Genomic DNA, 24,930 nt, shown 5'->3' with positions numbered 1-24,930 from the left:
ATGTACGCAGCCCAACAAAAGTATCGCGCATTGTCGATCGCGAGCCGCATCGAGGTGGCCAGTCCGCACGAGCTTGTGACCATCCTTTACGAGGAGCTCGTCGGGGCGCTCGACATTACGGCGACCGCGGTCGCGCAAGGAAAACTCGAGGCCTACCGGGCCTCACGCGAGCGCGCATCCTCGATCCTCCTGGCGCTCGAGGCGAGCCTTGATTTCGAGCGCGGTGGCAGTGTCGCCCGAACCCTCTCCGAAATCTATCGGGCGATGCAGAAGGAGCTGTCGCTTTGCGTGCAGACGGGCGATGCTGGCAAGCTCAAGGCGATCCGCGGCTCGGTTGCAGAGCTGCTCGCCGCCTGGGCAAAAATCCGAGCTCGCGAGCCAGCCTGAGCGAAGAGGCTGCCTCTGTGGCGCCGACTGGTCAAGTTCGATGCCGCGCGATGCGTCGGCACCCGGCGCCTATTCGAAGCGAGCCTCGAGGCACGCCTTGAGTTTGGCAAGCGCGGCTTTCTTGATCTGGCAGATCCGCGTCGCGCCGATGCCCAGAATCTCCCCGATCTCTTCAAGGTTCAGCTCCTCGACGAAGTAGAGCTGGAGCACCATCGCCTCCCGCTCGGGAAGCTCGGCGATTGCGGCTGCCATTCCTGCAAATAGCTGCTCGCGCTCAATAATCGTGTCGGCCCGATCACCAAGATCCATGAACCAGGGCTGGTCGTCGGCATAGACCTCGTCGATTGATTCCCGTTCGAGCGGCTGGGCAGAGGCGACCATAGAATGATATTCCTCGGGCGATTGGCCAAGCTCCTCGGCCATTTCACGATCGCTCGCCCGGCGGCTCAGCCTGGATTCGAGACCGGCGCGAGTCGTGGCGAGCATGCGGCGATTGGCCATCCCGCTGCGCGACATCATCGCTTCGCGACGCAAATGGTCGATCATCGCACCACGCACCCGCATTGCTGCATAAGGCGCAAAGGCAGCACCGCGATCCTCGAAGGTTCGGGCGGCCTCGACCAATGCGACGAGACCGATCTGCACCAAGTCCTCAAGTTCGATCCGGGTTGAGACCCCCGAATGGACGTGCCAGGCGACCTTGCGAACGAGCTCGCGATGTTTTCTGACAAGCGCGTCGGGGCCATTCGGATTGGGGTTACGCCGATAGGTGAACTCATCGTGCTGAACGGGTGCATGAAGCATTATAGGTCTCCGCTAAGGGCGGGCAGGGCCTCGAGCGCGGGTTCCGCCCCGCCGACGACCGCGATCACTTCGACCGCCTTTGTTTCGGGAATTTCGAGGAATGAGAGGACTGGAACGTCCGGCAGGTGAGCGCGCAAGAGCCGCGACAGAGCTGGACGGCAGGCCGGCGAGGTCACGACTGCAAAGCTGCGCGCGGCCATGAGATAAGGCTGCACGGCATTGCTCACCGACGAGACGATGCGCCGCGCGAGATCAGGCTCGAACGGCCACGCTGCTCCAGGACCCGCTGCGACCGACTGGGAAAGCAATCGTTCGAGTTCGGCATCGAAGGTGATGACTGGAAGCGCGAGCTTCACCGGTACGATCGTCTGCAGGATGAGCGCACCGATCTCCTGGCGCACCGCCTCGACGAGCGTCGGCGTATCGAGCTGACGCGGAGCAAGCGTGACCATCGCTTCGGCGATGCGACGGAAGTCCTTCAAGGGGACCCGTTCGGCAAGCAGCGCGCGACAGACCGTGGTAATCGTCGCCAGCGAATAAGGCTGCGGACTGAGGCCCTGCGCAAGCTGGGGATAATGGTCCTTGAGATGGTCGATCAGCGCCTGTCCCTCGTCGAGCCCAAACAGGGTCGAGGAGTGCGCGGTGACGAGATTATTGAGATGGGTTGCAACCACCGTCGGCGCGTCGACCACCGTATAGCCCGCAACTACGGCGTCGGCCTGACGCCCCTCATCGATCCAGGTCGCGTCGAGCCCAAAGCTCGGGTCCTTCACTGCTCGCCCGTCGATCGGATCGGGATCGTCCCCCGCGGCGAGCGCAAGGAGCTCGCCTGGAAAGACTTCGTCCTCGCCCAGAGCGACACCGGCGATGATAATCCGGTAGCGATTGCCTTGGAGCGCAAGATTATCCTTCACCCTTACCAGTGGAAGGACAAAGCCGAGCTCGCGCGACAATTGTCTGCGGATGCCAGTGATGCGGCTCATCAGCGGCGCGCCCTTGCGCTCGTCGACCAGCGCGACCAGTCGATAGCCAAGCTCAAGCGTGATCGGCACGGCATCGCTGACCTCGGCCCAGCTGATCGCCTGCGGAGATTCGGCGGCCTCCTCGATCGGGGTCGCGGCCCTCGCTGCCGCGGCAGCCCTGCAAAGGCGCCAGCTTGCGAAACCCGCAACGGCCGCAGCGGGCAACAGGATGATGTGCGGCATTCCGGGCAGGAGCCCGAGAATGCCGAGAATCGCGGCGACCGGTGCCCAGGCTCCGGGCTTCGCGAACTGGCTCGAAATCTGCCGCGACAGATTGAGCGGCGAGCTGACGCGCGTCACAATCGCGGCGGCCGCGATCGACAGCAGCAAGGCAGGTACCTGTGCGACAAGCGCATCGCCGATCGCCAGTTGCACGTAGGTTCGCGCCGCCTCACCGACCCCGAGCTTGTGGCTGACGACGCCGAGGAGGAGTCCGCCAAAGATATTGACCACGAGGATTAGTACGCCGGCGACCGCGTCGCCCTTCACGAACTTCGATGCACCGTCCATCGAACCGTAAAAATCGGCTTCGGTCGCGACATCGGCGCGGCGCGCTTTTGCTTCCTCTGGAACAATGAGACCGGCGTTAAGGTCGGCGTCGATCGCCATCTGCTTGCCCGGTAGCGCATCGAGCGTGAAGCGGGCCGAGACCTCGGACACGCGCCCGGCGCCCTTGGTGATGACCACCAGGTTGATGATCATCAGCACGGCGAACACGAACAGGCCGACAATATAGTTGCCGCCGATGATGAAGCTGCCGAACGCTTCGATGACGTGCCCGGCAGCTGCGGGACCGTGGTGACCGTCGACTAGGACGACCCTGGTGGAGGCAACGTTGAGCGCCAACCGGAAGAGGGTCGCGAACAGCAGCACCGTCGGAAAGGCAGAGAAGTCGAGCGGGCGCGCGGCATTGAGCGCCACCATCAGAACTGCAAGCGACACCATGATGTTGCCAACAAAGCCGATGTCGAGGACCAGCGACGGTACCGGAACGATCATCAGCACGACGAGCATCAGGATGGCGATAGGGAGCACCCCTTCGCTGGCAGCCTGAAGCCATTGTCCTTTGGCGCCGGTCATTGGCCGCTGCCCATGGCCTGGAGCCGACGATAGGCAGCTTGCGCGAACGAGAGCGAAAGATGCTTTGGCATGGGCTCAAAATTGGGAGTGGCGCCACTCCAGCCAGATGAGCGGGTTTCGCTGCTCACCTCCTGGTGAAAGGTCGCGGGCCTTGGCTGAGCAGGAGCTTCACCGCCCGCCATGGCCGCAAAGCGTGTGTGGATTGCAGCGAGGCTCCTTGGCGCGCCGCCCTGATCATAAAAGACCGCACGATTGGCTGCGGCCGCCTCCGGAAACAGCGGCGCCGCTGACGCGTCGGGGTTGGCGGCAAAGGCTGTCAGGAATTTGGCAGCCCCTTCTGCCCCGAGAAAATGGGCAAGGGCGAGATCGGTCGCGGTGGCATCGCGCCCAAGCTCACGGGAAAGGAAATTGCCATTGTCCGAGGCAAGCTCGGCCGCCATTGCCGCCGATGCGGTGGGATCGCTCCGCAGGTCGAGGATCGCCTGCCGCGTATCCGCATCGCCTACTGCGAATCTGCCGCCGGGCAGGCGTTGGATTGCATCAACGGTCCAGCCGAGCCCGTGCTCGGCGCCATGCGCGTCAAGCGTGGCAAGCCACGTCTGGCGGGTGAACTGGTAAAGCCCCGATGCACTCGAGGTCGGCGCCCGCGCAGCTGGGTTGAACCCGCTTTCGCTCCTTGCCTGGTTGAAGAGATAGTCAAACGAAACGCCGGTCTTCTGGGAGGCATCCGCGATCGAGCGGAGCACGTGCGCGCTTGGGCCCGGTTTCGCGGCTCCTGTGACTGACATTCCAGTTCCTCCGTGCTGAACTCGGAGAAACCATGAGCAAGCTTCGTGCCAATCAGGCGACTGGCGTAGTTATGCCCTTGTTCGAATAGGTTGCGGTGGAGCCACAACGGATTTCGGCGAGTCGGTCAATTCTTTGACGGGTCCAGTCCGACAGGACATTGACACGAATCCGCGCGGCCTGGGCCTGGCGCATCGCGTGATCGACGCGGCCCGCCTCAACTCCATAGAGCGCACCCTCGGCGCCAAGCGCGCCGAGCGCATCGGCAAGTTGGGCCGTTGCCACCTCGATCGCCGCCGCGCGGCGCGAATCGAGCGCCTCGATCAGCTGGCCCTGGCAGGCAATCACATGCTCGAGATATCCGCTCATCGACCCTTCCCGGTGAGCGCTTGCGCAATCCTTTCGGGATCGATGCGATAGGTGCCGGTGCTGATCGCGGCCCTGATCTGGGCAATGCGGGCATAATCGAGCGGGGGCGGCCCGCTCGCCAGTTCGTTGGCAAGCTCGACAAGCTGCGGCAGGCTCTTGCCCGCGACATCGCTCGCGACCTTCGGCGTGCTGCTGATCGCGGGCTTGGCTTGCGCCCGCGGCGATGCCGCAGTCCCACGCAGCGGCACTGGCCCAGGAAGGTCAACCATCGTTTCGCTCCTTCGTCGCTGGGCGGCATTGCGCCCGTTGACGAATAAAACGGCACATCACAGGTTTTCTTTAATTCGAAATGGAAGCCACGCCAGCGCGGGCGACGACCGCCGCCACGGGCGAAGGAGATGTCGGGATCTTGACTCGAATCGCTCCGCCGACCGGTCCCTCCTCCAGCGCTACTCCGACCGAGGACACAGAATAGCCGTCGCCGTGGGCTACCAGCTCAACTGCATCGCCGCGATGCACCAGCACCGATGAAGCCGGCCCGGCAGTTCCGCTCGTGCCGGTCACCGCAACCCTTATCCTCCAGCCGAGCGCCGGACAGCGGACCGTAAGAGCACCGCCTGCCGGCCCTGAGATTTCCGGTTCCTCGGGGCAGGGGACAAGCTTGATCCTCCTGTCGATCGGAACGGCAGTCGCTGAACCCGCCAGCGACGCGATGCGCGCGTCGAGCGCGTCGAAATCCTGGTAGGCGGGCGCCGCCGACGTCGCCGTCGCGATGGTCATCGTCAGGCTCGTCAGCAGATGGATCTTCATCGGATCGTCCTCATCGAGAAAAGCGTCCCCGGGCAATCTGCAAGTTCAGTGCCAAACGGCGCCAGCTCGAAGGACGCGCAGGCAAACCAACGGCGAACGGCGTCGGCAATTTGACACTCTAGTCAGCCTGTCGTCAGGCGCAGGTAGGTCTTTTGTATCAACTTACTGAAAAATATAAGCAAAACCCAATTGGCATACGTGTTGCTTTGATCGCTGCGTCCCGATCCCGGGGGAGGAGTTTGATCATGGCGGGCAGCGATGGCCTCTTTGGAATTCACGCAACCGCGCTCGAATTGCGCAACCAGCGTATGGCTATGCTTGCGTCCAACATCGCGAACGCGGCGACCCCCAATTACAAGGCGCGCGATCTCGATTTCGGCGCCGCGCTTAAGGCTGCCGAGGAAGGTTCGGATCCCGAGAGTGCAATTCGTTATCGGGTTCCGGTTCAGTCATCGATAGATGGCAATACGGTCGAACTCTCGACCGAGCAGACCGCATTCGCTGAGAATGCACTCGGCTACCGGGCGAGCTTGTCGTTCCTCCAGGCGCGGGTCGCGACGATCAGCCGCGCGCTCAAGGGAGAGTGACATGAGCGCTCCGCTGTCGATCTTCGATATTTCGGGACGCGCGATGTCGGCGCAACTTGTGCGCCTCAACACGACGGCTTCCAACCTCGCCAACGCAGCCTCGGTGAGCGGCAGTGAGGCGACCGCCTTCCGCTCGATGAAGCCAGTCTTCCGCACGGTCATGGACGGCGCCGGCCGCGCAACCGTCGAGGTCGAGCGCATCGCCACCGCCGGGACCAACCCCATCAAGAAGCACGATCCGACCCATCCGCTCGCCGACAAGAATGGCGACGTGTGGGAAGCGTCAGTCGATAGCGCTGCCGAGCTCGTCGAGATGATCGAAGCCGCCCGCCAGTATCAAAACAATGTCCAGGTCCTGCAAACCGCCAAGGGCCTGATCAGCGAAACCTTGAGGATGGGACAATGAGCATTCCACCAATCAATGGGTCTGACATCGTCGTTCAGCCCAAGAGCAACGGCCAGTCGCTCGGCGAGTCCGATTTCCTCGCCCTGATGACCACCCAGCTTCAGCAGCAGGATCCGTTCGAGCCGGTCGATAACAAAGAGATGATTGCGCAGATGGCGCAATTCTCCAGCCTCGCTGGGATCAGCCAGATGAACGACACGCTGAGTTCCATCGCCGACCAGATCCGGTCGCAGACCGCACTGCTCGCCGAGATCAAAGCGTCGTCGGCAACACCCTCCAGCACAACTTCGATCTGAAGAAAGGAACCACCATGTCCTTCTATACTTCGCTCTCCGGGCTCAAGGCGGCACAGACCGACCTCGGCGCCATTTCCAACAACCTCGCTAATGTCGGCTCGACCGGCTTCAAGCGCAGCCGCGCCCAGTTCGGCGATCTGTTCGCAAGCTCGCCGACACAATCGACTAAAATGACGGCCGGCCAGGGCGTGCGCCTCAACGGCGTGGTCCAGCAGTTCACTCAAGGCACGCTCGAGGCGAGCGACAAGACGCTCGATCTCGGCATTGCCGGCGAGGGCTTTTTCGTCGTTCGCGGCGCCCCGCCGCGCGCAGAAGTCACTTACACTCGCAACGGCGCCTTCGGCGTCGATGCCAACCGCAACGTTGTCGACACAATCGGTTCCAAGCTCCAGGTCCTCCCCGTCGACGCCAATGGCAATGCGACGTCCACTGCATTGTCCGATGCGCAGGACCTGGTGCTTCCGGCGAATTCGCCGACCGATCCGACGGCAACCCTGGCCAACGTCTCCATCGGCATCGATGGCCTGGTGACGGCAACCTACGCCGATGGCTCGACGCAAATGCTCGGAAAGGTCGCGATGGCGAGCTTCACAGCGGTCGAGGGGCTTCGCCCGGTTGGCGATGCCCACTGGCAATCGACCGGCGAAAGCGGCGCGGCGCTCATTAACACCGCAACCAACGGGCCCCTGGGGAGCATTCGGTCGGGAGCACTCGAGCGTGCCAACGTCGATGTCACCGAAGAGCTCGTCGCGCTCATCTCTGCGCAGAGGAACTTCCAGGCCAACGCGAAGGCGATCGAGACCGCCAAGAACATGACCCAGGCGGTCATCAACATCAACTGATCCAGACCGTGGACCGCCTCATCTATACGAGCCTTTCGGCGATGCGCGGCGCGATGGCCCGGCAGCAGGCGACGGCAAACAATCTTGCCAACGCCTCGACACCGGGCTTCCGCGGCGAAATCGCCGAGGCGCAGGCCCTGTGGCTCGACGGGCCGAGCCTGACCGACCGGGCGATGGCCAGCGAAGAAGTGGTCAATGCCGACATGAAAGCCGGATCGATCACGGCCACCGGGCGCGACCTCGATATCGCGCTCGGTGGCGATTCCCTTCTGGCCGTGCAGGCCGACGACGGAGACGAGGCGTACACCCGCCGCGGCGACCTTCAGTTGAGTTCAAGTGGCCTCCTCACCACCGGTGACGGCCGCCCCGTCTTGGGCCAGGGCGGGCCCATCACGCTTCCGCCCGCCGACAAGATTTCCATCGCCGAAGACGGCCGGATCCTCGTCGTTCCAGCGGGAGGCGATCCATCGCAGTCCCAGGAAGTCGATCGCCTGAAGATCGCAAGCCCGGCCGGAAGCGCCATCGCCAAGGGCCTCGATGGTCTGTTCCGGGTCAAGGGCGGCGGCGTTCTGCCCGTCGATCCGGATGCCCACGTCACAAGCGGGCAGCTGGAGGAATCCAATGTCTCGGCCACCAAGGCGCTGGTCGACATGATCGACGCGAGCCGCGCTTGGGACACCCAATTGAAGCTCATCACCTCGGCCCGCGACCTTGATGGTGCGTCGGCCGAGCTGATGCGGCTTCCTCAATAAGGAACCTCGCTCATGAGCAACCAAGCCTTGCAGGTCGCCCGTTCGGGCCTCGATGCGCAGAACCGGCGGATGCAGGTCATCGCCAATAATCTCGCCAACGTGAACACCACCGGTTTCAAGCGGGATCGGGCAAGCTTCGAGAGTCTTGCCTACCAGCAGATCATTGCCGCCGGCACTTCGTCCTCGGCCGAGAACAAATATGCGACGGGCCTCAACCTCGGGACCGGCGTGCAAATGACCGGAACAGAGCGGATGAACACCCAGGGATCGATTTCCACCACCGGGAACGCGCTCGACCTGGCAATCGAGGGTAGCGGCTTCTTCCAGGTGCAGATGCCCGACGGGCGCACCGCCTATACTCGCGCCGGTAACTTCAGCCTCTCGCCTGAGGGAACCGTCGTGACGGGCGACGGGATGCCGCTTCAGCCGCAGATCCAGGTGCCGCAGGGTGCGACCTCGATCAGCGTCGGCGCTGACGGCACCGTCTCTGCAATCGTCGCAGGTGAAACCGCTCCGACCGAGCTCGGAAAGGTGGAGACTGCGCGCTTCGTCAACGATGCCGGCCTTCAGCCGATCGGCGATAATCTGCTGCTCGAAACAGCAGCCTCGGGGACGCCGCAGACTGGCGCTGCTGGGCTCGAAGGCCGCGGCTCGATCCGCTCTGGCGCGCTCGAATCCTCCAACGTCAACGTGGTCGAAGAGCTGGTCGACATGATCGAGACGCAGCGCGCCTACGAGGTCAATTCGAAAATGATCCAGGCTGCCGATGAAATGATGAAAAATGCGAACCAGCAATTGTAGCCGGCGCATTGCCTGGGTCCTGGCCCGGTACCTTGTCACCGCGTGCGTCGCGACGCCCGTCGCGGCGCGCGAGCGACCGGATTTCACGCCGACCTACGCGCTACCGGCACCGCCGTCGGCGGCCAATGGCGCGATTTTCCAGGGAAGCTTCACGCCGCTGACCTCAGGCAATCGCGCTGGGCGGCCCGGCGATCTCATCACCATCGATCTCATAGAGCGGACCATCGCCCAGAAGACGACCTCTGCCAAAACGGGGCGCGACGGAAGCATCGGTTTGACGCCGCCCGTGACCGGTCCGCTCAGCTTCTTTTCGCCCTCGGATGTAAACATGGGCGGCACGCAGTCGTTTAAAGGTGAAGGCAGTGCTGCCCAGTCCAATCAACTGTCGGGGCAATTGAGTGTGACCATCGCCGAAGTATATCCAAACGGAACCATGCTGGTGCGCGGCGAGAAGCTGCTCACCTTGAACCGCGGCGACGAGCATGTGCAATTTTCGGGGATCGTGCGCGCCGCCGATATAAGTGCCGACAACCGTGTGCTCTCGACGCGTGTTGCCGATGCCAAAATTCTTTATATCGGAAAGGGCGAGATCGCCCGGGCGTCGCGCCAGGGCTGGCTGCAGCGCTTCTTCTCCGTGATCAGCCCCTTCTGACGATGCTAGCGCTCCATCGCCCCGCCATCCGGCTACTGCTCGTAATTGCGCTCTTCGTCGCGTGGTTCCCGGGTCGTGCCAATGCCGAACGGATCAAGGATCTCGGTCAGTTCGACGGCCTCAGGAGTAACCAGCTGACGGGCTACGGCATCGTGGTTGGTCTCGCCGGCACCGGCGACGACAGCCTCGATTATTCTACATTGGGCGTCAAAGGCGCGGTGTCGCGCTTCGGGCTTAACCTCCCCGCGGGCATCAATCCGGCCCTCAAAAATGCCGCGGCTGTGATGATCACCGCGGAGCTTCCACCGTTCGCTAAGCCTGGCCAACGGCTCGATGTAACGGTTTCGGCAATCGGCAAGGCCAAGTCGCTGCGCGGCGGTACGCTGGTGCTTGCCCCGCTGCTGGGTGCTGACGGACAGATCTATGCAATGGCGCAGGGCAATCTCGTCATCGGCGGACTGGGAGTAGATGCCGCCGACGGGTCGAAGACCGTCGTCAACGATCCCGCCGCCGGCCGGATCGAGGGCGGAGCAAGCATCGAGCGAGCGGTCGAGACCGGCTTCGCGACCCGATTCGAACTCAGTTTCAACCTCTCTGATTTCGATCTCACCAACGCAAAGCGCGTCGCTGATGCAATCAATCGCGCGATGGGCGACGGTGCCGCGCGCGCTATGGACGGGACGTCCATCCGAATCGCCGCACCAGTCGGCGCGGAGGCGCGTGTCGCTTTGATGAGCCGCATCGAGAATCTCGAAATCACCCCCGCCGACGCGCCGGCACGGGTCATTGTCAATGCACGTACCGGAACGGTCGTCATGAATGGCGCGGTTCGGGTCGGTCCGGCGGCCGTCAGTCACGGCAAGCTCACCGTTCGCATCGACGAAGAGCCGCAGGTCTCGCAGCCGGCGCCGTTCAGCCGCGGACAGACCGTCGTCACGCCATCGAGCGCGATCAATGTCGAGGAGCAGGGCAGTCCCATGTTCCTGATGCCGCGTGGCGCGAAGCTCTCGGACATTGTCGACAGCATCAATCGCCTGGGCGCCTCGCCGGGCGATCTCGTCGCCATTCTCGGGGCACTCAAGCAGGCCGGCGCACTCAAGGCCGAGCTGGTGATCCAATGAGCAATCTCTCGACCGCCGGCGCTATACGGCCGACCGCCGCGGCGGGCTCGCCGTCGCCGACGATTGATCCCGCACTTAAGAAGGTTGCCGAGCAGTTCGAAGCGGTGTTCCTGCGGCAGATGATCGCCAGCATGCGCCAGGCGAAGCTGACCGACGATCCGTTCGATTCCAGCGCCACCGATAATTTCCGCGAGATGGCCGACACGCGCACTGCAGACAGTATCGCAGCGCTCGGACGGTTTGGGATTGCGGAGATGATCGAGCGCCAGCTCGGGCCACGGGGAGGGAGCAAATGACCGATCTGATGTCGATCGGCGCATCAGGCCTCAGAGCCTATCGCGACGCGCTTGGGACGACCAGCGACAATATCGCCAATGCCCAGACCGCGGGCTATGTCCGCCGGACGACCCGCCTCGCCGAAGCCGCAGGGTCAGGCGACATGCCTCTCTATAGGGCGCAGACGTCGCCCGGCGGCGTGTTGGTAAACGGGGTTCAGCGCTCGGTCGACGACTGGCTGGTTGAAGATTCACGCACTTCGATCGGCGGTGCCGAGCGGGCGACGGTACGCTTGCAATGGCTTCAGGCCGGGGAGCGCGCGCTCGATGACGGCGAGAATGGCGTCGGTCAGTCGTTGACTGCGATGTTCAATGCGGCCGACACGCTTGCGGCCGATCCCACCAACAATGCCTGGCGGCTCTCCTTTCTTCAGTCCGTCGGCAATACCGTAGACGCGTTCCGCACCACCGCAGCGCAACTTCAATCCGTATCCGACGGGATCGCGACGGCCGCTAGTACAGGCGTCGACCAGGTCAATTCCGACGTCGCCGCGCTGCAGCGTGTCAACGAAGCCTTGCTCCGTTCGCGCGAGGGCTCGACCAACCAGGCTTCGCTGATGGACGAGCGCGACCGGCTCCTCGACTCTCTATCCGGCGCTTTGCCAATCTCGGTGACGTTGGATGCACATGGCGCGGCGACTGTCCAAGTCATCGGAAGCAGCGGTCCCGCGCTGCTCGCCGGGCCTTTGATCTCACCGCTTGGAGTGACTGGTGCGCCCGACGGCACTTTGTCCCTGACCCTTGCCGGCGCGGCCATTGCTCCGGCTTCTGGAAGCCTGTCCGGGTTGACCGCAGCCGCGTCGACGATCTCCGGCGAGCGCTCGGAGCTCGACCAGCTGGCGGGCCAGTTTGCGACCCAGCTCAATGCTGCCCACCAGGCGGGCAAGGACCTCAATGGGAATCCTGGTGGCCCTTTAGTGAGTTTCGGCGGGACCGCTGCCTCGCTTGCCGCCTTGCCGCTCGCTCCGAATGATGTCGCCGCTGCCGATGCGTTCAGTGACAACGGCAATCTTCTGTCGTTCGCGAACCTGCGAGGACAAGGTGGTACGGAGCAGGGCTGGGCCCAGATGATCGCGGCCCACGCGCAGATGGTTTCGGCCGCTAAGGCGCAGGACTCCGCCGCCTCAACACGCCGCGATGGAGCGCTTGCGGCTCGCGCTGAACTGTCCGGCGTCGATCTCGACCACGAGGCCGCCGAGCTGCTTCGTTTTCAGCAGGCTTACGAGGGCTCAGCGCGGGTGATCCAAGTCGCCCGCGAGACCTTCCAGTCCATCCTGCAAGCGATTTGAGGAGCGTGACATGATCAACGCAACCGGCAATCGGATGACCTTCGAGATCGCCCGCCAGTCACGCCTGGCAAAGGCGATCGAGACGACGCAGATCCAGATCTCGACCGGGAACCGGCTTCAGCAGCCATCCGATGATCCCGGGGCATCGGTGCGCATTGCCGGCATCCGCCAGGCCCAAGCGGATTCCGATGTGTGGAAGCGCAATATCGAACTGGGCTCGTCGCTCGCTAACCAGGCCGATGGGGTTTTGAAGACGCTCAACGAGCGGCTCGCGCGAGTGCAGGAATTGACGATCCAAGGCTCGTCCGGATCGCTGCCGCAAAGCGCGCGGGACACGATCGCTGCCGAAATCCGGGCGATTGCCCACGAGCTCGGCGCCCTCAGCCAGACCGAGTCATCCCTCGGGCAGCCCCTGTTCAGCAGCGGCCCGGCACGGTCGATGCGCTTTGGCGAAGGAATTGTGTTTGCTCCCGTCCCGACGAGCGCGAACGTGTTTCAATATTCGGGTGTTGCGATCACGCAGCAACTCGAAACCATGGCATTGGCGGTCGGGAGCGGGAACAGGGCCCAGCTCGATAGTGCGCTGTCGATCGCTGACGGATTGATCCAGCACGGCGCTTCGGTCGCAGCGACGATCGGTAATGGCGCATCGCGGCTCGATCGCCTCGCCGACAGCAACGAGACCCGCAATGTCGATCTCGCAGCCGAACGCACGGGTCTCGAAAAGACCGACCTCACGACGGCAATTGCAACGTTGAATGCGCAGCAGTTGACGCTCGAAGCAGCCCAGTCGGCGTTCGCGAGGATCAATCGCCGCTCGCTCATCGACCTCTTATCCTGACCTAAATCCAACCTCTTCGCGGCCGTATCTTCTTGTGAGGCCTCGCCTGCTGGAGTTACTGTCGCCATGTTTCAGATAATCGGGATCGTCGTGCTCATTGCGATGGTCTTCGGCGGATTCGCATTTACCGGCGGCAATCTCACTCCGGTCCTTCATGCGCTCCCACACGAGATGCTGATCATCGGCGGCGCGGGCGTCGGCTCGCTCATTATCGGCAACTCGACTAGGGAACTGAAAGCGCTCGCCGCTGGACTGGCCAAAGTCTTCAAGGGCCCCAAGTTCAAGCGGCAAGATTTCCTCGACTGCATCTTCCTTGTGATCCGACTCATGAAAATGCTCCGGACTGAAGGGCCTGTCGCGCTCGAACCGCACATTGAGGCGCCGGAATCCTCGGAGATCTTCCAAGAATATCCCCGCCTGATGAAAGACCCGGTGCTCATCCACTTGATCACCGACACGTTGCGACTGGTGGTCGTTTCTTCCGGTACGCTTCACCCCCACGCGGTCGAAGAGGTGATGGACAACAGCATCAAGAACCGGAGCCATCATTCGTTGCAACCCGCCGAGAGCCTGCAGAACCTGGCCGATGCGCTCCCGGCGCTTGGCATCGTCGCGGCCGTGCTCGGCGTCGTGAAGACCATGGGGTCGATCGACAAGCCGCCGGAGATTCTCGGCGCGATGATTGGCTCCGCGCTTGTGGGAACCTTCCTCGGCGTGCTGCTCGCTTACGGCCTGGTGGGGCCGTTCGCACACCGCGCTAAGCAGGTGATCGAGGCCGATCTTGCGATGTACCATACGGTCAAGCAGATCATCGTCGCCTCGCTTTACAATCATCCAATCCCGCTGGTGATCGAAGCCGCCCGCTCGGGCATTGAGCACAGCAATCAGCCTAGCTTTGCCGAGGTGTTCGACGGCATGCGGACCCGCTGATATGGCCGACGAAACAGCGCGTCCGATCATCATTAAAAAGCCGATCGTCATGAGTCATGGCGGTCACCACGGCGGCGCGTGGAAGGTTGCCTACGCCGACTTCGTCACGGCCATGATGGCCTTCTTCCTATTGATGTGGCTGCTCGGTGCAACGACCGAGAAGCAGCGCAAGGCACTCGCCGATTACTTTGCGCCAACCATCGTCGAGAAGAAAGACGACGCCGCCGGTTCCGATGGCTTGCTCGGCGGCGATGCCATCATCGCCAAGGACAAGTACCCAAGCCGAGCGGGCATGACGGGCGAGCGGACCATCGCAATTCCCAAAGCGAATACCGGCGGTGACAAGGATAGCGCGGAAAAGACTGCCGACCGGGCGCGCTTTGCGCAGCTTCAGCAGCTGCTGCGCAACCGTTTGTCGCGCGACCAGGCCCTCAACCGGTTCGCCAAAAGTCTGAGGTTCACCGAAACAACCGATGGCCTTCGCGTTGACCTGGTCGACGATGCGAACTTCTCGATGTTCCTTGTCGGAACCAACGTGCTGACCCCTGAAGCATCGCGACTGCTGCCCTTGGTCGCGAACGCGATCGCGGGGCTGCCCAATGACATTCGTGTCCGCGGGCACACCGACGCGTCACAATTTTCGGCCGGCGGCCGCAACAACTGGACCCTGTCAAGCGCAAGGGCTGACGCGACCCGCCAGAGCCTGATGATGGATGGGATTCCCTCGAGCCGCTTTCTGCGCATCGAAGGTGTCGCTGACCGCGAGCCGTATAATCCCTCCGACCCCTATGATCCCGTCAACCGCCGGATCTCGATCACTCTGGGGTGGATGTCGCCCAGCAATAGCGGCCGCGCCTGAAAGGCGGCGATTGGGGCTACGCGAGTGGGTTGGGGCGTTTGCCGCGCGTCAGAGAGCGCCAATCGAATATTTGCGCATCTTTTCTATGAGCGTGGTCCGCTTGAGCGTTAGGAGTCGTGCGGCCTCGCTCACCACGCCTTGCGCCATGTCGAGCGCAATCTGGATGCGTTCAAGCTCCATCGTCTCGAGCAGCTCCTTGAGGTTGATCGGGCTCTCTCCCGACCACACTCGAGCTTGGGCCTCATCATTGGCGGGGAAGGGCACCACCGTGCCGCCCCGCGCGGCCGATGCGGCCGCGTCGGCGAGCTCAATCCGTCCTAGGCAGCCAAGCAGCTCTTCGACTTCGTTGCGACCGATCATCATTCCGCCAAAAAGGACGTTGGCCCGCTCGACGAAATTACGCAGCTCGCGGACATTGCCCGGCCATTCGTGCTGCTCGAGCCGATCAAGCGCCGCCTTCGAAAGGTGTGCACGGCCATTCCCGGCGAGGTAGTTCTGAAAATGCTCGACTAGGAGCGGCACGTCTTCCGTGCGCTCGGCGAGCGAAGGGACGCGGATCGGCAGGACACCCAGCCGGAAGTGAAGGTCCTGGCGGAACCGGCTCTGGGCAACCGCATCCGCGATATTCTGGTGGGTTGCTGAAATAATGCGGATATCGACATTGACCGCCGATGACGCACCGATGCGCGTGACGAGGCGATCCTCCAGCACACGCAGCAGCTTGACCTGCATGTCGAAGCGCATGTCGCCGATCTCGTCGAGGAACAGCGTGCCGCCATTGGCTTCCTCAAACCGGCCGATGCGCCTGGCGTGCGCACCCGTGAAGGAACCGCGCTCATGGCCAAACAATTCGGATTCGATCAAGTCGGCCGGAATCGCTCCACAGTTGATCGCGACGAACGGCTTGCTGGCTCGGCGGCTCTCCTCGTGGATGGCGCGGGCGAGCACTTCTTTGCCGGCGCCCGAAGGCCCCGTGATCATGATGCTCGCGTCCGCTTGCGCAACCCGGCGCGCCAGCTGACGGAGATGTTCGACGGCGCGGCTTTTGCCCACAATCATTCGGTCGGCGGGGCTGACTGCCCCGACGTACATTGAAGCAGCACTCACGAAAGACTTACCCCTGACCACCGAGGGCTCCCCCGAGCCCGTTAGGCTCAGGTATGCGGAGCGGATGTAAATCCGATCTTAGCGATATATCCAGTCCGGTTGAATCTTTGAGTTCGTCCATCCGAGCTTGGAAGGCGGCGGCAAGTGGCGAAACGACTAGTCTTTTTGGCGTTAATTGCCAGGCTGCTCTTACTGGCGATAACTGCGTCCACTTCAGGGATGACCTACATGGCTATGTCCAGCCGTTGCAGCGCACTTCCATGTCGTCAGATGCTGGCAAGATTTATGTTTGCGTAATAGTCTGAAAACCATCTGCCACGCGAGTTGAGTCAAGACCGCCGGAAGCCCAACGCTTTACCCTACGGGAACCTGACCACAGTTCCATCTGCTCTCCGGATCGCCACTCGGTCGATTGGTATATGGCCGCAAAGTCATGGGGAGCCTCGAACTCTCGAGCCTCTCGAATCCGACCAGTTTCCGAGCGAAAGAAATACAATCGATAATGAGCCATACGCTTCCCCGTTCTTGAGAAGCTCACGACCGGCAGGCGTCATTTATTCCGGTAGCCGCTCTACTGCGAGGCTTGGGTTAGAGAGCGAAGTGTTCTTCAGTGCCAACCCTTATCCCGCGAAGCTTTCTCTTGGGCGGCATCGAACGGCTCGCCTGCAATGGTCGAGTCCACCAGGGCGGCGAGGTTCGGGTCCATACCCGCAGCCATTCGGTAATTCCCGTTTTGGCCTTCAGGCGCGCCGAATAGTCCGCGCACGCGCCATCCCTTGCCTTCACGGCAAGCGAGGCCGCTCGAGGATTGGTCGGTGAAACTGCGGCAAATGACGCCAGATTGATCACGGAAGGTGACGCCGATGCGCACGTCGCCGCGTGGCGTACTCGCCAGCTCATTGCTTAGCACATCGTTGAGTGCGGACGCGGCGTATATCTTGCCGCCATGTACTTGGACTGGCGAGACATCACGCGTCTGGTGGGCGAGCGTGCCGATGAGCACCCCGGCAGCAAGCGTTGCTGCCATCGATCCCCAACGCGTAATTGATCGCCAGGACCGGGGCTCGCGCCGCTTTCTCGCCTCGGCCAAGTCGATCACCCGAGCTTGCGGCGGCATTCGCACAGCCGCGACCAGACGCTCGGGTAAGGGAGCATCGATCACTTGATCGAAAGCGGCCTTCAGCTTCGCCTGCATCGCGCGATGCTCGGCAGCCATCGCCGAGAGGCGCGGATCGGCGGTAACGTCCGCCTCGACGCGGGCCGCCTCTTCGGCATCAAGCTCGCCGTCGAGCCAAGCAAAGAATGTTTCGTCAGTCACCATGCGGAGTGCCCATCATCTGCAACAAGGCCGTGCGACCACGCACCAATCGGCTCGAGACCGTCCCGATCGGGAGCCGCAGAATTTCCGAGCATTCGCGATAACCGAAGCCCTCGATCAGGATGAGTCCGACAACTTCGCGTTGCTCGTCGGGTAGGCGCTCCATGGCGGCGATCGCCTTCTGGAGGTCGATAGACGCTTCGATCGCGGGTCTCGGATCCTCGCCGATCTGCTCCGCCTGCTCGACCGGCGCGTGGAGATCTTCTTTTCGTCCACGCGAGCGCACCGTGTCGATCCACAGGTTGCGCATAATCCGATAGAGCCAGCTGTCGAGCCGCGTCCCGGGCTCCCACTGTGCTTGCGAGCGCAATCCCCGTTCGATCGTGGCCTGCGTCAAATCGTCTGCGTCCGCGGGATTTCTGGAGAGCGTATGCGCGAAGCGCCGGAGCCGCGGAAGCAGCGCCGTTAGCCCATCCTCGAACGATTCCGATTGATCCATCGACACCCATGCGGATGAAACGACGCCTGGTGCTCGTTTCATCCATGGGACGGATGATAAAGAGGATCACGGATGTCCAGATTTGTACGCCATCTTCTTTGCACGGCGCTGGCGATCAGCGCTTGTGCGGGCGGGGCCGGGGCGCAGCTATTGGGACAACTTGCGCTGCCGCCGGTCGGCGTCCCCGGCCCGGTCAGCAATCTGCCGGTTACCGGGCCGGTGCTGCAGGACGTGCTGGGCTCCCCTGAAGTGCGGCAGCAGGTCGTTCGTCCCACCCTCGACCGGGTCCAGGGATTGCCTCAGACGGTTGCCGATGCCGGGCCGTCGGTGCTTGCCGACCTTCGCAAGATGCGGCTGGTCGAGCTCATCCGCGAGAACCAAGATGCGCTTGAAGCGGACGACCGCGGTCAGCCCGCGCGACGCGGAGTCCTGATCACCATCGATCCGGATCTTGCTTCGCTGCAGCTTGCCTCACGCGCAGGCTTTGCAGTCATCGCACAAGATGTCGAGCCGGCGCTCGGCATCCGGCTCGTCAAGCTCGCGGTTCCATCTCGCATGAGCCTTCGCGAAGCTATGCGGAAACTGAGATCTGCTGTGCCACAGATGCAAGTTGATTATGATCATGTATTCGAACCTGCGGGCGGATCCTTGATGCCGCTCACCGCTGGGCTGGCGTCCCTCGCCGGAGCCGGTAGCGGGCGCGTCATCGGGATGATTGACGGCGGTGTCGCGTCGCACCCGTCACTTGCCGGCGCAGCGATCGAGCAAAACGGTTTCGCGGGCGCACCAAAGCCGACCGGGCATGGCACCGCCGTCGCTTCTCTGCTCGTTGGGAGCCAAGGTCCCTTTCGCGGCGCGGCCACTAAAGCAAAGCTCTACGTCGCCGACGTCTACGGCGGCAGCCGGGCGGCAGGATCCGCCTCCGCCATTGTGCCGGCGCTCGGCTGGCTGGCTTCGCACGGAGTACAAGTAATCAACATCAGCCTCGTCGGCCCTCAGAATGGAGTAGTCGCCCGGGCAATCGACGCCGTTCAGCGCCGCGGCATCCGAGTGGTGGCGGCGGTTGGCAATGACGGCCCAGCTGCACCTCCCCAATTTCCAGCTTCCTATCCCGGCGTCATCGCAGTGACGGCTGTCGATGCCCGAGGGCACGCCCTTCCTGAGGCTGGAAAGGCAATACATCTCGACTTTGCGGCACCGGGCGCGGACATGGCGGCAGCTCTACCCGGACAAGGGTACGCCAGGGTTCGGGGGACGAGCTTTGCGGCGCCGCTCGCGGCCGCGCGGCTACTCGTTGCCGGTTCGCCTGAACGGCTTGCTTCCGAAGCGCGTCGCGGATCCGGCCGGATCGGACGCGGGATCGTCTGCTTCGAGTGCCGCATCGATCCGAAAATGGTCGGAGTGAAATGAACCAGCGGATGAAAGGCTGAACTGCTGTCGTTGTCCAGATGATGGGGGCCGAGAAAGCCCCCGTTGGACAAAAGGAGACTGGCATGAACAAGTTCATTCTTTCGGGTGCTGCAGCACTGGCATTTGTAGCGGTGCCGGCTTCGGCCCAGCTGCTGGGCGGTGTCACTGGAGCGGTGACTGGCACGGTGAACGGGACGCTTGGAGGTACCGTTGGAGGTGGCCTCAATGGTCTTGGCAATGTTGGCGGAACGCTAAATGGCGTCGGCAATGCTGCCGGCAACCTAACGGGCAGCCTGAGCGGTCCTGCATCGATCACCAATAGCGTTAGCGGCCTCGCTACGGGCTCGGCGAGTGCTTCCGGAAATCATTCCGTCGATACGCGGAACGGTTCGGCAAACGGCAATGTCGGGCTTGCCGGTACGGTGACGGGCACAGCCAATTCGGTCACGAACACGACGGCGATCGGGAACACGCTTGGAACGAACGGTTCGGCCTCAGGCAGCGCGTCCGCCAATAAGAGTGTCGGCTTAGGCCTCCAAGGCGTCGGCACCAACCAGGTCGACGCGGCTGCCGGACAGGTGGCCGGAACTGCGAGCGCCGCCGTGAACTCCGCTTATGCCTCCGCAAGCGGCCTCACTAACTCTGCATCGATGAGCGCCAGCGGGAACGGGTCAGCAAGCGGTTCGGCATCCGGTCAGGGCCACGCGCGGGCCCGGTCGGACCGCGAGAATCGTCGTTAGGTTCGGCAGACCCGCACGCGGTGTACAAAATGGCCCGCCGCCTTACCTCCATGGCGGCGGGCCTTGTTGTGAGCCCCTTCTATCCCACAGATGATTTCTCGCGATGTTTGAAAGTCGGTGAGTTGGCGGGCTAGTGTTGGCAGGCTCAAAATTGACCCTCCGCTAATGGCAACAATGGGTCGAAAGCAGACGTCCGGCCGAGGCGCACCGGGTGACGCTGTGTCCTGCGAAACCCCGCAATCGCCGGGTACCGAGGGTGCGAAGCTTGTGATATCGAGCTGACAAGTCATTCGGGCGAGGGGGACACGCCATGGCAACGATTGCGGGAAAGCTGAACAACGAGCGGCGGCCGGATGCTTTGTCTGGGACGACGAGAGCGCATGCGATTGACCGCTGGATCTATGTTCTCATGGCGGCGTGGTTCATCGTCATCGTGCTGGTCGGGTTCATCCCCGATGCTATGATGAAGGTGGCTATGGTGAAAGCCGGGGCGCGGCCGCCTTTCCCGGCTATTCTCCACATCCATGCGGTGCTGATGGGATCATTCCTGTTGCTGCTCTTGGCGCAGACGTGGTTGATGGCAACGGGACGCAAAGCGCTGCACATGCAGCTTGGCGTGCTCGGTATTACGCTTGCCGCGGCCTTGGTCGTCGCTGGGTTCATGCTGGCGCCGACAATGTATTACCAGGTGTGGGGCGGAGCGACCTTCGGACCGCCGCAGGTCCGCGCGGCACTGGCGCCGGTGCTGCCGCTCGTCGAGAATATCCTGTTGCTGCAAATGGCGGCGGGAATCATGTTTGCGGTGTTCATCACCGTCGCGCTTACCGCGAGGGAGCGGGATTGCGGCTTGCACAAGAGAATGGTGATCCTGGCGATCGCAGTGCCGCTGGGCGCGGCGATCGACAGGATGACCTGGCTGCCCACGACGATGCCGGCGAGCCCGATCACGACCGACCTATACGTGCTGCTAGCGATTGCGCCGATGTTCGTGTGGGACGTGATCCGCAACCGCCGCGTGCATGAAGCTTACAAGATCTGGTTCCCGGCTTTCATCGTAGTCACCGCTGCCGTGAACCTGTTGTGGGACAAGCCATGGTGGCATGCGACTGCGAAGGCGATCATGCGGGTGTGATGGCCTGATCCGAGCGTTTCTCAAACCTCGCGGCAGGAATGGGTCGAAAGCTGCCATTAGGTTGCGCGGTTTAGTCACCCATGAAAGGCTGTTGCCCGATTGAGGTGAGCCACCATGGATTCCTCACCGAGGCGCGGTCAGGGAATGCGGCGAGTTCCTCGAGCCGATCGATGTCGAGCAGCCTGATAACCTTGCCCTCGGTGCATATCAGGTCGGCTCGCTTGAGTTCTCCAAGCGTTCGATTGACATGCACCGATGTGAGTCCTGCGGCATCCGCAATCTGCTGCTGGGACATCGGCAAGTCGAGCACGTCCGAACATTCGCCGAATAGCTTGAGCCGCCGATGGACGTACATGAGGAGGGCCGCGACCCGCTGCTGGGCGCTCGTGTGGCTTACTGCGGCCAAGTGATCCATCAGCATGAGCCGCTCCTGCTGAGTGCTCAGGAAGAGTGTGAATGCGAGCCTCGGCGCGCGCTCGAACATGGACGCCAATCGCTCAATCGGGATCACATCGACCTTGGTCGGCGTGGCCGCGATTAGCGTCTCTGCTGTTTTAGTCAGGGCGATGCTTGGCAGGCCCAGAACATCGCCCGGAAAATGAAGTTTGACCAACTGATTCCGCTTGCCGGAATCAACGGCGAAACTGCTCGTCACCCAGCCAGACCTCAGGAGAAAGACGTTTGCTACTTTCTCCCCCTCGCGAGTGATGACCTCTTTGCGGCGATATTCGCGTTGGTCACTCTTCAATTCGTCGAGAAACTGAAGCTCGATCGTACTCGGCGTCATAAACTCGCAGAAGCGCTGTACTGGAACGTGCTCCACGTAATTCGTCCTCCCGGCTCAAACAGCAAAGCTGTTCAGTGGGAAGGGAAGCCTAATTCGAGCTGAATGAACACTGATCTAAATCAGCATCATTCGCTTGATGGGTTTGAACGAAGTCATTTCCCCAAAATCAGATTCGTGGGAATCTCGCCCAGCGGTGATCTTCAAGGCCTGCTCGCAATAGAGCGTGCGGACTAACCCATGTCACTTCCAGTTGTTGATCCAGCAACTTACGCTTGGTGGGAGACTCGTCGCGTCCCTGCTCCCTGAGCAAAGAGTGCAGAGAAGGGTCGAGTTTCCGGCCCGACGCAGCATTGCCCCGCGTCGGGCCGTCACGACCTTTTTGACAAATCTCGTTGCGGGTCTTGCTAATGTCAGAGTCACTGCAAAGGTGTTCGGCCGCTAGCTGCTCCAAGGCCGCGGCCATTGTCGTGACCGGGCAACTCTATTGTGTAGAGCATGCCCTGGAGCGCGAACGGAGACTCCTGCCGAAGCCTGCCAATGGAAACTGAGTGATTCCGCCGACCCCTTTGCGATCGACGAGAGTGCCTGCTTTGGGTCGAAAACGGACATTAGGCGCCCGCCAAATCGGGGGCGGGCGAAAGCCCGCCCCCTGGCGTTTCAGCCCCCCTGCTGTTCAAGACCCTCGACGGCCTTGCTGACCATGATATTCACCGCGACGCGACGGTTCTGCGCCTTGCCTTCGGCGGTTGTGTTATCTGCCGCCGGATCCGCCTCGGCCATCCCGGTTGGGGTCAGCATGCGATAGGGCGCCCAGCCGCATTTCTGCTGCAGATGGTTGACGACCTTGGCAGCGCGCCGTTCGCTCAAGACCTGGTTATAGTCCTCGCTTCCGACCGCATCGGTATAGCCGACGACGAGCAGCAGCGCGTTCTCCATTCCCTTGGCTTGATTGGCAGCCGCGCACAGCTGGGCCTCCTCGTCACGCCATAGCGCCGACTTGCCAGTGTCGAAGTAGATGTTCGTCGTGCCCTTGATATCGTACTTGTCGATATCGCCCACGCGTCCGCGGAGCGCCTCGGTCGCCGCCGCATTCCGGGCAATGGCCACATCGTGCTCACCGAAGCGCTGCGCGGTGCCGTTGCGGATCATCGAAGCGGTCGCGAGATTCTTGTTCGTGAGCCTCACAAGGGTCGCCACCAGGCCGCCGCCCCATTGCACCGTCCTGACCGTGACCGGCAGCCCGTTGAGCAGCGAGTCCGCGGCAAGCTTGTCGCGATTGAGGCCGAGAAGGCCTCCGCTCGACCTGATATCGGTGGCTTGGGAAACAAGGATTGCCGTGCTCTTGCCGTCTGCGCCGGTGACCTGCATCTGCCCGCCCTTGCGCGCGGAAATGATTCCCCTCACCTCAGGTCCTTTCGGCAACCTGGTCAGATCGGCCGGCATCTGGCCAGTCACCATAATCGCATTCGCGCCCTCGACCTGTTCCTGCACCTGTGCAGAAAGGCCGCTCCAGGCTGGCACCGCAGCCGCGGCGGCCAGCAGCAAGGGAACCATCGATCGCTTGAGAATACTCACTAATTCTGCTCCTTTAGATTGACCAGCTCGACGCGTTCGCGATCATTCGTCCGGCCGCCTTGGTCATGGCGTGTCGGGCGGTCAGAGCTTCATCTATTTCGCAGGACGGATTGCGTCATCCAGCCTGCGCGCGAACGCCTCGGGGCGGGCGACTGTTCAGCCCAACCTTGCTCGCAGATGAATGAGTCACGGCGCCGTTTAAGCCCCGTTAAGTTAAGGGATGTTCCGGACGCATCGAGCGGCGGGCTGTTGCAGCGGCTACCGGAATAGGTCTGGCGCGCCTCGCACAAAACTGTGGATTCGTTGAACTTTTAGCCTTGGAACCGCGCGAATCTCCTTGATTCTCGCTGCATGGCCCTGATCGTAAGACACTTGCGCGCACCTCCGAACACCGAAAGCCAATGGACGCTCAAGCGCCCATGGACGATGCCGCACAGAAATTCCGGTCGCTGGCTCGGCAGAGCCCTGCGCTTTCCGCGGCCGCTGCAAACCGGCAGCGGAAATCGAACTACAAAGTTCCTTTAGAGCGCACATTTGAAGCTTGGCGCAGTCATCCGGTTGCTATCGACCGGCAATCATGCGGGGGCTCCCGTCCCATTTATATCACGAGTTTCAGCCCATGCAGGGCGATAGCGCGGTCTCCGTTGCAGACTGGAACGGCAATCAGCCGCATCCAGCGATTCTGGTTTGCCGCAGTGGAAATCTGTACGTCCAACGTAAAGCCGCGCTGATGCTTAATCGAGTGAGCACGGAGACTTTCCATTTTCGCACGTGAATCCTCGCAATAATAACTTGCCGCTTGTTCGCGGCTGACATCCGCGTCTCTTGGGAGACCGAACAGGTCGTAGACTCCGCCGGACCACGTAAGAGCGTTGTCAGAAAGGTCACATTCCCAGCATCCGACATGGTGCAGATTGAGTGCGCCCACCGATGCAGGCGGAATAATTTCTGTAACGGCACAATTTAGGACATGCCCGAGTTCAAAATGTCTCGGCTGCTCCCAAAGCGGCCACGTGTGTTTGAGTGCAAGAGGGGTCATGTAAGTCAAAGGCGTTGCTACTTCGATTTCTAGAATTGAACTACATGGTGAAAATAGCGATTCAAAGCTGAACGACCTTTGGGTGAAAGCTCTGCAAACTCGTCCTCTCCACACTGCAGGTCAGTTCGCCGAATTACATAGCCATAACGCTCTAAGCATTTGATCCATCTATGCGCTGTGCTGGCGGGAACGGCAGAGACGTTGCAAAGCCTCATTAGCGACACCCGCCGACCTTGAAGTTCCCCTAGCAGGAGTTCCAACAGCATAAGCCATGCGGGGTCAGAGCATAGATCATCAGGAAAGTAGTCGGAGCGCGCTCGCCACAGATCGAAGACTCTAGCCACAGCTTGCTCG

At 62.2% G+C, this 24,930-nt stretch carries 29 protein-coding genes; 17 read left to right on the top strand and 12 right to left on the bottom strand.

Annotated features, from left to right (window positions below):
* Nucleotides 1-387: a flagellar export chaperone FliS gene (locus ABD704_RS05895; protein ID WP_344698749.1), complete on the top strand. Its 387-nt coding sequence runs from the start codon at nt 1-3 to the stop codon at nt 385-387.
* A gap of 69 nt (nt 388-456) precedes the next feature.
* Here the strand turns inward: ABD704_RS05895 and ABD704_RS05890 are convergent, their stop codons facing one another.
* From ABD704_RS05890 to ABD704_RS05865, 6 genes are all read right to left on the bottom strand, one after another.
* Nucleotides 457-1,191 (bottom strand): FliA/WhiG family RNA polymerase sigma factor, encoded by a 735-nt coding sequence (locus tag ABD704_RS05890; RefSeq protein WP_344698748.1) that lies wholly within the window; start codon nt 1,189-1,191, stop codon nt 457-459.
* Nucleotides 1,191-3,293, bottom strand: a complete 2,103-nt coding sequence (gene flhA / locus ABD704_RS05885; RefSeq protein WP_344698747.1) for a flagellar biosynthesis protein FlhA — start codon at nt 3,291-3,293, stop codon at nt 1,191-1,193. Before flhA ends, ABD704_RS05890 begins: the two co-directional genes overlap by 1 nt.
* Nucleotides 3,290-4,081 (bottom strand): transglycosylase SLT domain-containing protein, encoded by a 792-nt coding sequence (locus ABD704_RS05880; protein ID WP_344698746.1) that lies wholly within the window; start codon nt 4,079-4,081, stop codon nt 3,290-3,292. The genes flhA and ABD704_RS05880 overlap by 4 nt, the downstream gene beginning before the upstream one ends.
* Before the next feature lie 52 nt (nt 4,082-4,133).
* Nucleotides 4,134-4,448, bottom strand: a complete 315-nt coding sequence (locus ABD704_RS05875) for a hypothetical protein (RefSeq protein ID WP_344698745.1) — start codon at nt 4,446-4,448, stop codon at nt 4,134-4,136.
* Complete coding sequence (gene flgM, locus ABD704_RS05870) at nt 4,445-4,717, bottom strand: flagellar biosynthesis anti-sigma factor FlgM (RefSeq protein ID WP_344698744.1); 273 nt, start codon at nt 4,715-4,717, stop codon at nt 4,445-4,447. Before flgM ends, ABD704_RS05875 begins: the two co-directional genes overlap by 4 nt.
* Nucleotides 4,718-4,787: 70 nt before the next feature.
* Nucleotides 4,788-5,258: a flagella basal body P-ring formation protein FlgA gene (locus tag ABD704_RS05865; protein ID WP_344698743.1), complete on the bottom strand. Its 471-nt coding sequence runs from the start codon at nt 5,256-5,258 to the stop codon at nt 4,788-4,790.
* A 245-nt stretch (nt 5,259-5,503) separates the two neighbouring features.
* Here ABD704_RS05865 and ABD704_RS05860 point away from each other — a divergent pair, with 245 nt between their 5' ends.
* From ABD704_RS05860 to ABD704_RS05800, 13 genes are all read left to right on the top strand, one after another.
* Nucleotides 5,504-5,845, top strand: a complete 342-nt coding sequence (locus tag ABD704_RS05860; protein ID WP_344698742.1) for a flagellar basal body rod protein FlgB — start codon at nt 5,504-5,506, stop codon at nt 5,843-5,845.
* Between the two features lies 1 nt (nt 5,846).
* Nucleotides 5,847-6,251: a flagellar basal body rod protein FlgC gene (gene flgC, locus ABD704_RS05855; protein WP_344698741.1), complete on the top strand. Its 405-nt coding sequence runs from the start codon at nt 5,847-5,849 to the stop codon at nt 6,249-6,251.
* Nucleotides 6,248-6,547 carry a flagellar hook assembly protein FlgD gene (locus tag ABD704_RS05850; RefSeq protein WP_344698740.1) on the top strand — a complete coding sequence of 100 codons (300 nt, stop codon included), beginning with the start codon at nt 6,248-6,250 and terminating at the stop codon, nt 6,545-6,547. The genes flgC and ABD704_RS05850 overlap by 4 nt, the downstream gene beginning before the upstream one ends.
* Before the next feature lie 14 nt (nt 6,548-6,561).
* Nucleotides 6,562-7,389, top strand: a complete 828-nt coding sequence (locus ABD704_RS05845; RefSeq protein ID WP_344698739.1) for a flagellar hook-basal body complex protein — start codon at nt 6,562-6,564, stop codon at nt 7,387-7,389.
* 8 nt (nt 7,390-7,397) lie between these two features.
* Complete coding sequence (gene flgF / locus ABD704_RS05840) at nt 7,398-8,141, top strand: flagellar basal-body rod protein FlgF (RefSeq protein WP_344698738.1); 744 nt, start codon at nt 7,398-7,400, stop codon at nt 8,139-8,141.
* Between the two features lie 12 nt (nt 8,142-8,153).
* Nucleotides 8,154-8,942 (top strand): flagellar basal-body rod protein FlgG, encoded by a 789-nt coding sequence (gene flgG, locus ABD704_RS05835; RefSeq protein WP_344698737.1) that lies wholly within the window; start codon nt 8,154-8,156, stop codon nt 8,940-8,942.
* Nucleotides 8,923-9,594, top strand: a complete 672-nt coding sequence (locus ABD704_RS05830) for a flagellar basal body L-ring protein FlgH (protein WP_344698736.1) — start codon at nt 8,923-8,925, stop codon at nt 9,592-9,594. Before flgG ends, ABD704_RS05830 begins: the two co-directional genes overlap by 20 nt.
* Nucleotides 9,595-9,596: 2 nt before the next feature.
* Complete coding sequence (locus tag ABD704_RS05825) at nt 9,597-10,715, top strand: flagellar basal body P-ring protein FlgI (protein WP_344698735.1); 1,119 nt, start codon at nt 9,597-9,599, stop codon at nt 10,713-10,715.
* Nucleotides 10,712-11,011: a rod-binding protein gene (locus tag ABD704_RS05820; RefSeq protein WP_344698734.1), complete on the top strand. Its 300-nt coding sequence runs from the start codon at nt 10,712-10,714 to the stop codon at nt 11,009-11,011. The genes ABD704_RS05825 and ABD704_RS05820 overlap by 4 nt, the downstream gene beginning before the upstream one ends.
* On the top strand, nt 11,008-12,339 hold the full coding sequence (gene flgK / locus ABD704_RS05815) for a flagellar hook-associated protein FlgK (RefSeq protein WP_344698733.1): 1,332 nt from the start codon (nt 11,008-11,010) through the stop codon (nt 12,337-12,339). The genes ABD704_RS05820 and flgK overlap by 4 nt, the downstream gene beginning before the upstream one ends.
* A gap of 10 nt (nt 12,340-12,349) precedes the next feature.
* Nucleotides 12,350-13,180: a flagellin gene (locus tag ABD704_RS05810; protein ID WP_344698732.1), complete on the top strand. Its 831-nt coding sequence runs from the start codon at nt 12,350-12,352 to the stop codon at nt 13,178-13,180.
* Nucleotides 13,181-13,246: 66 nt separating this feature from the next.
* Nucleotides 13,247-14,110: a flagellar motor stator protein MotA gene (gene motA / locus ABD704_RS05805; protein ID WP_344698731.1), complete on the top strand. Its 864-nt coding sequence runs from the start codon at nt 13,247-13,249 to the stop codon at nt 14,108-14,110.
* Between the two features lies 1 nt (nt 14,111).
* A complete protein-coding gene (locus tag ABD704_RS05800; protein ID WP_344698730.1) occupies nt 14,112-14,969 on the top strand; it encodes a flagellar motor protein MotB in 858 nt (285 codons plus the stop codon).
* A gap of 48 nt (nt 14,970-15,017) precedes the next feature.
* Here the strand turns inward: ABD704_RS05800 and ABD704_RS05795 are convergent, their stop codons facing one another.
* The 3 genes from ABD704_RS05795 to ABD704_RS05785 all read right to left on the bottom strand — a co-directional run bounded on the left by ABD704_RS05795 (nt 15,018) and on the right by ABD704_RS05785 (nt 17,935).
* The gene (locus ABD704_RS05795) at nt 15,018-16,076 is read right to left on the bottom strand and encodes a sigma-54 interaction domain-containing protein (RefSeq protein WP_344698729.1); all 1,059 of its coding nucleotides are present in this window, start codon (nt 16,074-16,076) and stop codon (nt 15,018-15,020) included.
* A 607-nt stretch (nt 16,077-16,683) separates the two neighbouring features.
* Nucleotides 16,684-17,394: an anti-sigma factor family protein gene (locus tag ABD704_RS05790; RefSeq protein WP_344698728.1), complete on the bottom strand. Its 711-nt coding sequence runs from the start codon at nt 17,392-17,394 to the stop codon at nt 16,684-16,686.
* A complete protein-coding gene (locus ABD704_RS05785; RefSeq protein WP_344698727.1) occupies nt 17,387-17,935 on the bottom strand; it encodes an RNA polymerase sigma factor in 549 nt (182 codons plus the stop codon). The genes ABD704_RS05790 and ABD704_RS05785 overlap by 8 nt, the downstream gene beginning before the upstream one ends.
* 30 nt (nt 17,936-17,965) lie before the next feature.
* On the opposite strand from ABD704_RS05785, the gene ABD704_RS05780 reads away from it, so the two are divergent.
* From ABD704_RS05780 to ABD704_RS05770, 3 genes are all read left to right on the top strand, one after another.
* Nucleotides 17,966-19,303: a S8 family serine peptidase gene (locus ABD704_RS05780; RefSeq protein ID WP_344698726.1), complete on the top strand. Its 1,338-nt coding sequence runs from the start codon at nt 17,966-17,968 to the stop codon at nt 19,301-19,303.
* 83 nt (nt 19,304-19,386) lie between these two features.
* Entirely contained in the window at nt 19,387-20,043 is a 657-nt protein-coding gene (locus tag ABD704_RS05775; protein ID WP_344698725.1) for a hypothetical protein, read from the top strand.
* A gap of 310 nt (nt 20,044-20,353) precedes the next feature.
* Nucleotides 20,354-21,175, top strand: coding sequence for a hypothetical protein (locus tag ABD704_RS05770; protein WP_344698724.1), 822 nt, complete (start codon nt 20,354-20,356; stop codon nt 21,173-21,175).
* A 70-nt stretch (nt 21,176-21,245) separates the two neighbouring features.
* On the opposite strand, the gene ABD704_RS05765 is transcribed toward ABD704_RS05770, so the two are convergent.
* From ABD704_RS05765 to ABD704_RS14670, 3 genes are all read right to left on the bottom strand, one after another.
* Nucleotides 21,246-21,962, bottom strand: coding sequence for a Crp/Fnr family transcriptional regulator (locus ABD704_RS05765; protein ID WP_344698723.1), 717 nt, complete (start codon nt 21,960-21,962; stop codon nt 21,246-21,248).
* A gap of 657 nt (nt 21,963-22,619) precedes the next feature.
* Nucleotides 22,620-23,537, bottom strand: coding sequence for an OmpA family protein (locus ABD704_RS05760; RefSeq protein WP_344698722.1), 918 nt, complete (start codon nt 23,535-23,537; stop codon nt 22,620-22,622).
* A gap of 1,068 nt (nt 23,538-24,605) precedes the next feature.
* The gene (locus tag ABD704_RS14670) at nt 24,606-24,842 is read right to left on the bottom strand and encodes a helix-turn-helix domain-containing protein (RefSeq protein WP_425565454.1); all 237 of its coding nucleotides are present in this window, start codon (nt 24,840-24,842) and stop codon (nt 24,606-24,608) included.
* Nucleotides 24,843-24,930: the final 88 nt, after the last annotated feature.

Origin of the sequence: Sphingomonas limnosediminicola, assembly GCF_039537965.1 — a bacterium.
Classification (GTDB): Bacteria; Pseudomonadota; Alphaproteobacteria; order Sphingomonadales; family Sphingomonadaceae; genus Sphingomicrobium; species Sphingomicrobium limnosediminicola.
This window is presented reverse-complemented; position numbering and strand designations above follow the sequence as displayed.